Origin of the sequence: Phaeobacter gallaeciensis DSM 26640 (assembly GCF_000511385.1) — a bacterium.
In the GTDB taxonomy this organism is placed as follows: Bacteria; Pseudomonadota; Alphaproteobacteria; order Rhodobacterales; family Rhodobacteraceae; genus Phaeobacter; species Phaeobacter gallaeciensis.
Genome location: NC_023137.1, coordinates 3,599,363 through 3,612,020 on the forward strand (window position 1 = coordinate 3,599,363; position 12,658 = coordinate 3,612,020).

Consider the following 12,658-nt stretch of genomic DNA (forward strand, 5'->3'; position numbering starts at 1 on the left):
AATGATCCAATTGGCTATTTCCGCCGTATCTTCATATTGCTAGAGCGGACCACGATCCGCTGACCGAATTACCGCACAGGACCCTGACCAGATGCTGGACGCCACTGCCCCCGCCACCTGCCCCGCTCACGCTCCGGCAGACCACCCAAAAATCGCCCCGGCGAAAGTTGGCGTTCTGTTGGCCAATCTCGGCACGCCTGACGACTATAGCTACTGGCCCATGCGCCGGTATCTGAGCGAGTTTCTCTCTGATAAACGGGTGATCGATTATCCTGCCTGGAAATGGCAGCCGCTGCTTCAGCTGATCATTCTGGCGAAACGGCCCTTCACATCGGGGGCGGCCTATAAATCCATCTGGAACCACGACAAGGGCGAAAGCCCCCTGATGACCATTACCAAGGAACAGACCGCCGCCATGGCGGAGGCGTTGCAAGACCGCTACGGCAACGAGGTTATGGTGGATTTCTGTATGCGCTACGGCAATCCATCAACAAAATCCAAGGTCCGCGAAATGGTTGAGGCGGGCTGCCAGAAAATCCTCTTCGTGCCGCTCTATCCGCAATACGCCGGCGCCACCTCTGCGACCGCCAATGACCAGTTTTTCCGCGCCCTGATGGAGGAGACCTGGCAACCGGCTGCGCGCACAGTGGCTCCCTACTTTGACGATCCTGCCTATATCGACGCGCTGGCCCGCTCGGTCGAGAAAGCCTATGCAGCCGCAGAGAAAAAACCCGAAATCCTCGTGGTTTCCTATCACGGCATGCCAAAGCGCTATCTGATGCAGGGTGATCCTTACCACTGCCAGTGCCAGAAAACGACGCGCCTTCTGAAAGAGCGTCTCGGCTGGACCGACACCGAGATCACAACCACGTTCCAATCAGTCTTCGGGCCAGAGGAATGGTTGAAACCCTACACCGTGGATCACGTCGCCACTCTCGCCAAGGATGGGAAGAAGAATATCGCCGTGATCGCCCCGGCCTTCTCGGCTGATTGCATTGAAACACTTGAAGAAATCAACGAAGAAATCCGCGAGAGTTTTGAGCATGCAGGCGGCGAGGAGTTTCTCTACATCCCCTGTCTGAATGACGATGCGGAGCATATCGATGCGCTTTCCGGTGTGATCGAACGCAATTTGAAAGGGTGGCTGGACTAATCGGCACGCCCCGGTCCAAATAGCCCAAACGCCCCGGCCAACGGGGCTTGGGAGTTTTGAACAGGGGCATTTCATGACCGCAATCCGTTTGGCCGAAGATCACTGGGCCGCCGTCCTACACGACCACTGGGGCATCCGTGCCGAGTTGTCCCGGTTGGACGGAGAATATGACCTTAACTATCGCGCGATCGCAACGGATGGGCGAGGCTATATCCTGAAAGCCATGCGCCCCGGCTGCGCCTCCGACCTTGTCGATATGCAAATCGCGGCGTTGACGCATATCCACAAAACTGATCCCGGTCTGCCGATCCCCCGCACCGTTGCTGCAAGCAACGGAGAGCTATGCCTCAGTCTCCAAGATGACACCGGCGAAGACCGGCTGGTGTGGGTGCAAACTCTGCTGCCCGGCCGCTGCTATGCCAAAAGCGCTCCGAAATCCGCAGAGCTGATCCGCGAGGTCGGCGCGACCCTTGCCGGCACCACCCGCGCTCTCGAAGAGTTTGTGCATCCCGCTCTGGAGCGTAGGTTCAAATGGGATTTGATGACCGCAGACTGGATCAAGGATGACATAACCTGCATCACGGATAACCGCAGGCAGCAGGTGATTGCTGAGATCTGCGCCGATTTTGCATCCCTGAAACCGCAGCTCGACGCTCTACCAAGGCAGGCCATCCACAATGATGCAAATGACTACAATATCCTCGTCACTGGTGATCTGTCGGAACCTCGAGTTGTCAGCGGCCTGATTGATTTCGGCGATATGTGCGCAGGGCCACGAATCTGTGATCTCGCCATTGCGGCCGCCTATCTCGTCATCGACCACCCTCAACCACAGAGAGCGCTTGCGGCGCTGGTGTCGGGATATCACGCTGTAACCCCGCTAACGGCAGAAGAACTGGATCTTCTCTGGCCGCTGCTGCGGATGCGACTGGCCGTCAGTGTCATCAACTCCACCTTGGAGGCTCAAGACAATCCTGATGATCCCTATGTAACAATTTCGCAGGAACCGGCGTGGCGGTTTCTGGACCAGCCGAGTGAACATCCTGCGCTGATCACAGCGCGACTTCGGGCAACCTGCGGCCTGACGGTTGTCGATGGTGCAGACAGTGTATTAGCCTATTTAGAGACACATTCAGGTGACTTTGCCCCCCTGATGGGACGGGATCTGGCCGATCTGCCAATGGGATCCCTCTCTGTCGAAGAGTCCACTTGGCCACAGAACCCGTTTGACATGCCGCTGGCCGAGGCTGCTGATGTTGGACGTGAGTTTTCCGGCGAGGATGGCCGCGATTGGTGGCTTGGCTACTATCGCGAACCCCGTTTGATCTACACAGCGCCAGCCTTCCGCAAGGGAGAGTATAAGGCAAGCGATCGCCGGACCGTGCATCTGGCGGTGGACGTCTTCGCGCCTGCCGGAGAACCGCTTCATGCCCCATTGGCAGGGGAAGTGCTGGTTGTTGAGGATCGTGCCAATCACCTGGACTACGGTGGTGTTGTGATCCTGAAGCATCACACAGACAGCGGCGATGCGTTTTATACACTCTATGGCCACCTTGATCCGGAGTGCTGCACGCGTCTTTCTGTTGGGGACAAAATCGCCAAGGGCGCATCATTTTGCCAGCTTGGCACAGCCGACCAAAACGGTGGGTGGGCGCCCCATGTTCATTTCCAGCTTGCCCTGTCAACAGCGGGAATCGAAGCTGACTGGCCCGGGGTTGCCGACCCGGATGACCTCACACTCTGGACCGCGCTCTGCCCCAATCCGGCGCCACTCTTGAACCTGCCCGCTGCTCAGGTCAGCTATCGACCAACAGATAAAGCAACGGTTCTGGCGGGGCGGCACGCCCATTTTGGCGGGAACCTCAGCCTGACATACCGCGACCCGGTGATGTTGTTGCGCGGCTGGAAGCATCATTTGTTCGACGAATGGGGACGCCCCTATCTGGACGCTTATAACAACGTCCCACATGTCGGACATGCCCATCCACGCATTCAAGCCGTCGCTGCGGACCAGTTGAAACGGATGAACTCCAACACCCGCTATCTGCATCCGGCACAGACCGCTTTTGCCGAAAAAATACTGTCGAAAATGCCGGATCATCTCGAGGTCTGCTTCTTCGTCAACTCCGGCACCGAAGCCAATGAGCTGGCCCTGCGTCTTGCGCGGGCGCACACCAACGCCAAGGGGATGGTGACCCCCGACCACGGCTACCACGGTAATACAACCGGTGTGATCGACATCTCGGCCTATAAGTTCAATGCCAAGGGCGGGGTTGGCCCCTCCGATTGGGTCGAACTGGTGGAGGTCGCAGACGACTATCGCGGCACCTACCGTCGTGATGATCTGCAACGCGCACAGAAATACGCTGATCTGGTTGATCCCGCCATTGCGAAGCTACAGGCCAGCGGCCACGGCGTTGCTGGGTTTATCGCCGAAACCTTCCCCTCGGTTGGCGGCCAGATCATTCCGCCCAAGGGGTATCTGCCAGCAGTCTATGAGAAAATCAGGGCTGCGGGCGGGATTTGTATCGCCGATGAGGTGCAAACCGGGCTTGGGCGCTTAGGCGATTATTACTTCGGCTTTGAACACCAGGGGGCTGCACCGGATATCGTTGTTCTGGGCAAACCGATTGGCAATGGCCATCCGCTTGGCGTCCTCGTCACCACCCGCGCCATCGCCGATAGCTTTGCCCAGGGGCCGGAGTTTTTCTCGACCTTTGGTGGCTCCACCCTGTCCTGCCGCATCGGTACCGAAGTGTTGAATATTGTCGACGATGAAGGATTGCAGGAAAACGCCCGCGAGCGCGGAGCAGATCTGATCAAAGGTCTACGTGACCTTCAGTCGCGCTATCAGGCAATCGGTGATGTGCGCGGTATGGGGCTGTTCGTCGGAGTCGAGTTGATCCGTACCGATGGATCAGAGGCCTCAGAGATCTGCGCTTATGTCAAAAACCGGATGCGGGATCATCGCATCCTGATTGGCAGCGAAGGCCCAAGCGACAATATCCTGAAAATTCGCCCGCCATTGACGATAGATGCAGAGGGGATTGAGATGATCCTGAAAACGCTGGACAGCATCCTGTCAGAGCTGTCTGACCATTAAGCCACGCGCAGGCGGTATCGGCCTGTTCCGATGCCATCAGATGCCACGAAAAAAGGCGGTGGAAAAATCCACCGCCTTTCTTAACGTTCTGACACAAGCAATTAGTTGCTTGCAACAGCCGCGCCGACAACAACCAGCAGCAGCAGCGGCAGAAGGATGCCGCTGGAGGAGCTTTCGGTTTGCTCAACGATAACCGGCGCCTCAACGATCGGCTCAGCCAGGTTGCCCGCGGAAGCGGTCGAAGCAGCAGCAGTCAGAGCAGCAGCGATAACGAGTTTTTTCATGTTAACCTCCAAAAATATGCGCAGTTCAGTCCACCTGAACCACGCGCCCAAGACTTACCTCGTGATATTTTTCTAATCAGCAAAATCCCGGCATTGCAATTGCTTGTTGCATGATTCGGTCCCCGGAATGGGTCGATGTCGTCAAATTAGCAACACTTGAGTGCCCACTTTCGTCAGCCCAAATAGCTCTGAAATATGCTCATTATAAAGGCCAATACAGCCATTGGACGACTTACGTCCAATCTTGCGTGTATCGTGGGTTCCGTGGATTCGGTAATACTTCCAGCTGAGATACAAAGCGTGGGTTCCGAGCGGATTGTCCGGCCCCGGCGGAATATAGGCTGGCCACTCAGGATTACGTTTGCGCATGTTCGGAGTTGGCGCCCAGCCGGGTCCATCAACCTTGCGAATGATCTTCGTCCGACCGCGCCGCGTCAGATCATCAGAGAGCGGTACCGAAGATGGGAACAGCTTATAGACGCTTTGATCTTCAGACCAGAAATGCAGGGCACGGCTGTCGATATCAACCAGCACGGCCCCGTTGCGCAGGCTGTCGAAGTAGGGGCGCCAATCCTTGGATCGGAATGCGGAGATATTGCGCTGCACCGGCGGCTCGGGCTCAGGCGGCGGGCGAAGAGGGTCGAACCCCTCCGCGACGGTATCCGCTGCATCCTGGGCCCAGCCTGTGCTGGCAACACCACCACCAACCAGCGAAGCGCCGGCAAACGCGGATCCGGCAATAAACTGCCGTCTTGAAAGAATATCGAAGGGGCTGCGGGTCATGACTTTTCCAAACTGCGGAGATATGCATTCGTTATACCGTATCTTATGGCGCGAATGCCTCAGTCGCAAATCAAACCATCCAGCGATGATCAATTCACCGCTGACAGGTTTGCGCCTATGCCACAGCCGGGGTATTGGAGCAGCCAGCAAATGAAGCAAGGTGTAGTATGACACGTGTATTTCTGATCCTTATCGCCGGGCTGATGACCCTTGTCGCAGCCTGTGCACCTGTCCCCGATGGCAGCACGGGCGGCAGCGTGTATCGGATCCGTAACGCCGACAAGGTGCAGCTGCGGATGCTCGACTCGGTCAATGCCCTCCGCGAGGCGGCAGGTCGTCCCACCGTTCAGCTGAACCCGCAGCTGACCGCTGCGGCGGCCACCCATTCGCGCGATATGTCGGTGCAGAATCGGCCCTGGCATTTTGGCTCCGATGGCTCTTCGCCGCTGGACCGTGTGGCCCGCGCAGGCTTCACTGGCACCATGATCGGCGAAACGATCTCGGAAACCTATGAATCCGAACTGCAGACACTGACGGCCTGGATGGAATTGCCCGCAACCCGGTCTGTCATCATGGACCCCAAAGCACGCACGATGGGCTTTTCCTGGTTTCAGGAATCCAACGGCAAGATCTGGTGGACCCTGGTGATGGGCAGCTGATCCGGCGCTTTCGCCACAGCCAAAAAATGACAAAGGCCCGATCTGCCATTCAGGCAATCGGGCCTATTCTATTGAGCTGCGACCTGCGGTGATGATGGACATACTGTCCACGCGGTTACGGGCGCAGGGTGATCACCGTACCATCGCGAACCATCGCGTAGATTTCTTCAATCTCATCATTCGTGACGGCAATGCAGCCCGCGGTCCAGTCGTCCACGCGCGCCGCGCGCTTGCGCGCCTTTGCATTATTAGGCTCACCGTGGATGAAAATCTCACCTCCCGGTTTTTTGCCCATCGCGGCGGCTTTCGCCCGGTCCTGCGCGTTGGGATAGGAAATCCCGATTGACAGGTGATAGCGGCTATTGGGATTGCGCCGGTCAATCAGATAGGTGCCTTCGGGTGTTTTACCGTCACCTTCGATTTGCTTGTGACCAAGCGGAGCAAAGCCAAGCTCCATATCATATTCGCGCAGAATATCCTCATGATGAAGAAGATAGACCTTGCGCGCGCCCTTGTTCACGACGACCGAGGTCACCTCGGGCCCGTTATAGCTGCGAAATTTACTTGGACCGGAGCTGCACCCTGCCAGCCCAAGGGTCACCGCAGCGCCCAGTCCGAATGTACGTCTGTCCATTATATTAGGTCTCTGCCTGATTTGCCTCAATTTCCAACTACTATCTTCGCGGGAAAAATCAAAATCACTTCTTCTCCTGCGGCGGCTGCAAGGCCGCGATCTGCTGCTCAATTGCCTCTAACCGGGCCAAAACCAGATCGCGATAGGCATCGGTGCGTTCGCCTTCTTCCTCGTGATGGGCATCCTGCATGGAATTCACGATCAGACCCACCAACAGGTTCACAACCGCAAAGGTGGTCACCATGATAAATGGCACGAAGAAAGCCCAGGCGTAGGGGTAGATCTCCATCACCGGCCGCACGATCCCCATGGACCAGCTTTCCAAAGTCATGATCTGGAACAGGGAATAGGCGCTTAGTGCAAGATTGCCGAACCAATCAGGAAAACTCTCCGCAAAGAGCTTCGTCGCAATAACTGACCCGATGTAGAAAATGATGGCCATCAGAAGGAACACCGAGCCCATGCCCGGCAAAGCGGTGATAAACCCTTCGACCACGCGGCGCAGGCGCGGCGCGACGGAGATGACGCGCAGCACCCGCAGGATACGCAGCGCCCGCAGCACCGAGATTCCCTGTGCACCAGGCAGAAAGGCGATGCTGACAATTACAAAGTCGAAGATGTTCCAGCCCCGCAGGAAAAACCGCAGCCGCTGTACCCAAAGCTTCGCCAGCAGCTCAACGACAAAAATCGCCAGACAAAGCTGATCAACGAAAAGAACAACAGCCCCAAATCGGGACATGATCGTATCTGAGGTTTCCATCCCCAGCGTGACCGCATTGATCAGGATCACAGCTGTGATGAAGTTGCCAAAGCCATCGCTGGAAATAAGCGTCCCAAGCCGCTGGGTCAGGGATTGTTTTGCGCTGGTGCTCACCGGTTTCACCCCACGTAGGAAAAGCTGGCCGCCAGTTCGCAATGCGAAGACCAGCGGAATTGATCGACCACCTGTACCCAATCCAGACGGTAGCCGCCATCCGTCAGGATCTTGGCATCACGGGCAAAGGTAACGGGATTACAGGACACATAGGCAACCCGCTTGGTTCGTGCAGCAACCAACTGCGTTACCTGTGCTTCGGCACCTGCGCGGGGCGGGTCGATCACGGCGACATCAAACGCCGCCCCAAAGGGGTTGAGATCCTCTGCCAGAAGCGGATTGCGAAACAGATCACGGGTTTCGGTTGTGACCTTTTTCAGCCCTTTGGCTTGTCGCCAGCCGGCATCAAGCGCGCGCAGCATACTGCCTTCACCCTCGACCGCGTGCACCTCTGCATGTTTCGCAAGCGGCAGGGTGAAGGTGCCGCAGCCAGCGAATAGATCCACGATGCGTTTCGCACCAGCCACACAGTCCTCAACCGCCGCAAGAAGTGCGGCTTCGCCGTCGCGCGTTGCCTGCAAAAATGCACCCGGCGGCGGGCAGACATGGGCCGGTCCAAACGGTTGGGTTGGTGCCTGCTCCATACCGATCAACTCATCCTCCCAGGTCAGACGCGCTATATGATGGGCATCAACAACCTGTGCCAACGCAATACGCAAGGGACCATCCAGCGGTTTGCCATTGGTCACCAGCACGTCCACACCAACCTCAGACAGGGTCACGGTTACCGAGAGCGGTGCCTTACGACTGGCGCCCACCATGGCCAGTGCCTCTGCCATAGGGATGGCGGACAGCAGCTGCGGTGCCAGCAATTGGCAGTCAGGAATTTCCGTAATCACCCCGGAGGCGCGCCCATGGAACCCGGCCATCGCCCCCTTTTTTGTGCGGCGCACTGACAAGGTAGCACGACGACGCGATTGTGGCGGTGAGGTGTGGATCGGGCGGAATTCCGCCTCAAGCCCCTGCGCCGCCAGCGCATTACGAACGATGTCGACTTTCCAGTTCGCAACAAAATCATCTGTCGCGTGTTGCAGCTGGCAACCACCGCAGGATTTATAGTGCCGACAGGGCGCCTGGACACGCATCTCCGACGGGCTTTCGATGCGAATATCGCCGAGTTGGTGCCCGTCGCGAATACCGCTGACGGTCTCCCCCGGCAGCGTGCGCGGTGCAAAAAGCGGGCCTTCGGCGACCCCGTCGCCCTGATGGCCCAGACGAATGATTGTGGCTGTGGTTCTAGCTGCATGTGTCATGGCCGCTGCATACCCTGCGACCGCCGCATGCAAAAGAAAAATGCGCAGCCCTCGCGGGAGCGACGGCTGCGATGGGTCATACGGCGTCTATTCCGCAGCATCCCGCGGCAGTGAGCTCCCGGCCTGATCATCAGCCTCCGTCCGGATGAAACCACCAGACTGCCGCGCCCAGAACTGCGCATACAAACCGCCCTGTTCCAGCAATGCGTCATGCGTGCCCGCCTCCGCGATGCGTCCCTGATCCATGACGATGATCCGGTCCATTTCGCTCAACGTGGACAGACGATGCGCAATCGCCAGAACGGTTTTCCCCTGCATTACTCGCTCAAGTGCGGACTGAATGGCTGCTTCCACCTCTGAATCAAGGGCCGAGGTCGCCTCATCCAGTACAAGAATAGGCGCATCTTTCAGGATCGCGCGCGCCAGCGCGATACGCTGCCGCTGACCACCAGACAGCTTCACTCCGCGTTCGCCGAGATGAGCATCATAGCCGGTGCGACCCTGCCCATCCTCCAGATCAAGGATGAACTCATGCGCTTCGGCTTTTTGCGCGGCGGCGATCAGCTCCAACTCGCTGGCGTCAGGTCGGCCATACAAAATGTTGTCCCGCGCCGAACGATTGAACATCGCCGTTTCCTGCGTGACCATGCCGATCTGACTGCGCAACGAATTCTGTGTGACCTCTGCGATATCCTTCCCATCAATCAGGATCTGACCAGATTCCCCGTCATAGAGCCGTAGCAAAAGCGAAACGAGTGTCGACTTCCCCGCCCCGGAGGCCCCAACAATTCCAAGTTTTTCCCCCGGTGCAATGGTCAGCGAGACATCCTGAATGCCGCCGATATCGCGCCCATACGCAAAACCGACCTCGCGAAACTCAATCTGCCCTTCGGTGACATTCAGCACCTCAGCCGCTGCTTGATCCTCAACCCGGTCGGGCCGGGTCAGGGTCGTCATGCCATTCTCGATCTCACCAATGTTGGAATAGATTGCCATCAGGGTGAAACTGACCCACCCCGTCATCTGAGCAATACGCACGGACACCGCACCAGCTGCGACGATATCACCTTCGCTTGCCATCCCGTCGCGCCACAGCACCAGCGTCGCGCCAATCAACAAGACTGGCAGTACGCCCGCCAGTGTCATCAGACAAAACCGGAAACTCGCCGACAGATACCCGAAATGCAGCGCCTTGGTGCGGAAATCCGCCATGGAGTCCTGCGCCGTACGCTCCTCAAAATCACCGTGGGCAAACAGCTTCACCGTTTTGATGTTGGTGATCGTATCAACCACCTGCCCCGACACCATTGCCCGCGCCCCAGCTCGCGCAGCGGAGCGTTTGCGAATACGTGGCAAAAACCAGCGGATGGTGGCGAAATAGCCAACCAGCCAAACCACGAACAGGCCGGTAATCCGCCAGTCAATCGCACCCAGCAGCGCCAGCGCCCCCAGAAGCGAGGCCAGCGCAAAGGCAACCACGTTGATCATCTCAACCGCAACCGAGGTCACCGCATTGGCTGTCTGCATCTGTTTCTGCGCGATACGACCCGCAAAATCATCGTCGAAGAAGCGCACCGATTGGCCCATGGTCCAGCGATTAAGCCGCGACAGCACCAGCGGGTTGACGTTTGGCTGCACGATGATTGCATTGGATGCCGCAGACAGGCCAAATAGGATCGGTCGCAGCAGTAGGAAAAATCCCAGCGCCCCTGCAATGATCACAAGATTACCGACAGAGAAAAACTGCCCCGGCCCGCTGGAAATCGCGGTATCAATCACCAGACCCAGGATATAGGCCGTCCCTGCTTCCATCCCGCCAGCCAGCGCTGAACAGAACGCGGCCAGCGCAAGCATTGGCCAGGCCCCTGAAAGGCACCAGCGCAGAAAGCCCCCAAGCCGATTGGGCGGCGGGCCCTTGGCGGGTTGAAATGCGTCGATCAAATTGCCGAGTTTCATTCTGCTGCCTCGATATTCAGGAACCCGCCGGATTGACGTGCCCAGAACTGGGCATATAGGCCCTCTGAGCGCAAAAGCACGTCATGCGTTCCCTCTTCAACAATCCGTCCATCATCCAGCACCAGGATGCGATCCATCTGAGCAATGGTGGACAGGCGATGCGCAATCGCGATCACCGTCTTGCCCTGCATCATCCCATAAAGCGTTTGCTGAATTTCAGCCTCTACCTCAGAATCCAGAGCAGAAGTGGCCTCGTCTAGGATCAAAATTGGCGCGTCTTTCAGAATGACACGGGCCAAAGTAACCCGCTGACGCTGGCCACCCGACAATTTCACCCCGCGCTCCCCGACATGTGCGTCATAGCCGCGACGTCCCTCCGGGTCTTCCAGATCCAGAATGAACTCATGCGCCCGTGCTTGCTTTGCCGCCTCGATCATCTCTGCCTCGGTGGCATCAGGGCGACCATAAAGCAGATTGTCGCGGACTGACCGGTGCAGCAATGCGCTATCCTGCTGCACCATGCCGATCTGGCTGCGCAGACTATCCTGCGTCGCCATGCGGATGTCCTGACCGTCGATCAGGATCGCACCGCCCTCAGGATCGTAAAACCGCAGCAACAGCTTCACCAGCGTGGATTTCCCTGCACCGGAACGCCCGATCAGGCCGATCTTTTCGCCCGCGCGGATGTTCAGGCTGATCCGATCCAAACCACCAGAGCCGCGCCCGTAGTGATGTGAAAGCTCACGCAGCTCCACCGCACCTTCACGCAGATCAAGCGGTGTTGCATTGGCCGCATCCACCAGATCGATCGGCTGAGCGATGGTTTCCATCCCCTCTGCCACAACACCAAGCTGGCGGAAGAAGGTGGTTAGCGCCCACATGATCCAACCCGTCATCGCATTGAGGCGCAGTGTCAGCGCAGTCGCAGCCGCAACCACCCCGACCGAGGCAAGGCCCTGCATCCACAGCAGAATTGCCCAACCGACAACACCGACGATCAACAATCCATTCAACGTCACCAGCGCGGCATCCATGACGGTGTAGAGCCGCATCTCAGCCTGGAACGTCTTGCGTGTGCCCTCAATGGCTTCTTTGGCATAGGTCAGTTCGGTGTTGTGATGGGCGAACATCTTCACCGAATGAATATTGGAATAGCTGTCCACAACCCGGCCCGTTACGGTAGAGCGCGCATCAGATGCCGCCTGACTGGCCGGTCCCACCCGGCGCACGGTCCAGCGGATCAGCACCGCATAGAGCGCGAACCAAACCAAGAGCGGCAGCAACAGTCGGATGTCCGCGAGCCACAGCAACAGCGCCGCCCCCACCAAATAGGCAAGCGCAAAGGTGATCGCGTCGAAAACCTGAAACACCACCTCCCCGGCGGCGGGTGGGGTTTGCATAATCCGGTTGGCGATCCGACCGGCAAAATCATTCTCGAACCAGCCAACTGATTGACGAAGAACATGTTTATGAGACCGCCAACGGATCAGCGTGCCGAAATTTGGCAGGATCGCATTGTTCAGCAACAACACATCGAACAGCTGCAGCAACGGACGCACAGTCAGGATGAAAACCGCCAGCAGGATGAATTCCGTGCCGTGGTCCTGCCAGACCCTGGCCGGTTCACCGGACAACAGATCAACCACCCGACCCATGTAATGGATCAAGCCAATTTCCACGCCAGCCACAATCACCGACATCAGCGCGGTGACTGCGAACACTTTTTTGAAAGGCTGCGAATAGTCCTTCAGAAACGGCCACAGCTGCCGCGGCGGCGTGTCCGTTTCCGGATAGTCACAATAGGGGTCGATCAGATTTTCGAAAAAACGAAACATACGGGTGCTCCAATAATTGAGCGTAGGGAATAGTCATGCGAATAGAGGCCATCGCCGTGGCCTCCCCGACATACGTCGGACAGGTCAGGCGTCAGTCGTGCCAGATCCCGTGGTACATGCGTAT

The 12,658-nt window shown here is 57.8% G+C and carries 10 protein-coding genes; 3 read left to right on the top strand and 7 right to left on the bottom strand.

Going from position 1 to position 12,658, the window contains the following annotated elements; translation table 11 throughout:
* Window positions 1-91: 91 nt before the first annotated feature.
* On the top strand, window positions 92-1,153 hold the full coding sequence (gene hemH, locus GAL_RS17320; RefSeq protein ID WP_024098852.1) for a ferrochelatase: 1,062 nt from the start codon (window positions 92-94) through the stop codon (window positions 1,151-1,153).
* Between the two features lie 73 nt (window positions 1,154-1,226).
* On the top strand, window positions 1,227-4,256 hold the full coding sequence (locus tag GAL_RS17325; RefSeq protein ID WP_024098853.1) for an aminotransferase class III-fold pyridoxal phosphate-dependent enzyme: 3,030 nt from the start codon (window positions 1,227-1,229) through the stop codon (window positions 4,254-4,256).
* A gap of 101 nt (window positions 4,257-4,357) precedes the next feature.
* On the opposite strand, the gene GAL_RS17330 is transcribed toward GAL_RS17325, so the two are convergent.
* On the bottom strand, window positions 4,358-4,540 hold the full coding sequence (locus GAL_RS17330; RefSeq protein ID WP_014876361.1) for a hypothetical protein: 183 nt from the start codon (window positions 4,538-4,540) through the stop codon (window positions 4,358-4,360).
* A 141-nt stretch (window positions 4,541-4,681) separates the two neighbouring features.
* Window positions 4,682-5,323, bottom strand: a complete 642-nt coding sequence (locus tag GAL_RS17335) for a L,D-transpeptidase (RefSeq protein WP_024098855.1) — start codon at window positions 5,321-5,323, stop codon at window positions 4,682-4,684.
* 167 nt (window positions 5,324-5,490) lie between these two features.
* Between GAL_RS17335 and dalA the strand changes: the two genes are divergently transcribed.
* Window positions 5,491-5,982: a divisome-associated lipoprotein DalA gene (gene dalA / locus GAL_RS17340; RefSeq protein WP_024098856.1), complete on the top strand. Its 492-nt coding sequence runs from the start codon at window positions 5,491-5,493 to the stop codon at window positions 5,980-5,982.
* A 115-nt stretch (window positions 5,983-6,097) separates the two neighbouring features.
* Here dalA and GAL_RS17345 read toward each other — a convergent pair whose 3' ends face one another.
* From GAL_RS17345 to GAL_RS17365, 5 genes are all read right to left on the bottom strand, one after another.
* Window positions 6,098-6,616, bottom strand: a complete 519-nt coding sequence (locus tag GAL_RS17345; protein WP_024098857.1) for a L,D-transpeptidase family protein — start codon at window positions 6,614-6,616, stop codon at window positions 6,098-6,100.
* Between the two features lie 64 nt (window positions 6,617-6,680).
* Window positions 6,681-7,490: an ion transporter gene (locus GAL_RS17350; protein WP_040104329.1), complete on the bottom strand. Its 810-nt coding sequence runs from the start codon at window positions 7,488-7,490 to the stop codon at window positions 6,681-6,683.
* A gap of 5 nt (window positions 7,491-7,495) precedes the next feature.
* On the bottom strand, window positions 7,496-8,743 hold the full coding sequence (locus GAL_RS17355) for a class I SAM-dependent RNA methyltransferase (RefSeq protein WP_024098859.1): 1,248 nt from the start codon (window positions 8,741-8,743) through the stop codon (window positions 7,496-7,498).
* A gap of 87 nt (window positions 8,744-8,830) precedes the next feature.
* Window positions 8,831-10,699: an ABC transporter ATP-binding protein gene (locus GAL_RS17360; protein WP_024098860.1), complete on the bottom strand. Its 1,869-nt coding sequence runs from the start codon at window positions 10,697-10,699 to the stop codon at window positions 8,831-8,833.
* Entirely contained in the window at window positions 10,696-12,534 is a 1,839-nt protein-coding gene (locus GAL_RS17365) for an ABC transporter ATP-binding protein (RefSeq protein WP_024098861.1), read from the bottom strand. Before GAL_RS17365 ends, GAL_RS17360 begins: the two co-directional genes overlap by 4 nt.
* Window positions 12,535-12,658 lie beyond the last annotated feature (124 nt).

Excerpts from the sequence above, each read along its gene's own strand:
- dalA (WP_024098856.1), top strand. The coding sequence starts at position 5,491 with ATGACACGTGTATTTCTGATCCTTATCGCCGGGCTGATGACCCTTGTC.
- GAL_RS17335 (WP_024098855.1), bottom strand. The coding sequence starts at position 5,323 with ATGACCCGCAGCCCCTTCGATATTCTTTCAAGACGGCAGTTTATTGCC.
- GAL_RS17365 (WP_024098861.1), bottom strand. The coding sequence starts at position 12,534 with ATGTTTCGTTTTTTCGAAAATCTGATCGACCCCTATTGTGACTATCCG.
- GAL_RS17330 (WP_014876361.1), bottom strand. The coding sequence starts at position 4,540 with ATGAAAAAACTCGTTATCGCTGCTGCTCTGACTGCTGCTGCTTCGACC.
- GAL_RS17325 (WP_024098853.1), top strand. The coding sequence starts at position 1,227 with ATGACCGCAATCCGTTTGGCCGAAGATCACTGGGCCGCCGTCCTACAC.
- GAL_RS17355 (WP_024098859.1), bottom strand. The coding sequence starts at position 8,743 with ATGACACATGCAGCTAGAACCACAGCCACAATCATTCGTCTGGGCCAT.
- GAL_RS17360 (WP_024098860.1), bottom strand. The coding sequence starts at position 10,699 with ATGAAACTCGGCAATTTGATCGACGCATTTCAACCCGCCAAGGGCCCG.
- hemH (WP_024098852.1), top strand. The coding sequence starts at position 92 with ATGCTGGACGCCACTGCCCCCGCCACCTGCCCCGCTCACGCTCCGGCA.
- GAL_RS17345 (WP_024098857.1), bottom strand. The coding sequence starts at position 6,616 with ATGGACAGACGTACATTCGGACTGGGCGCTGCGGTGACCCTTGGGCTG.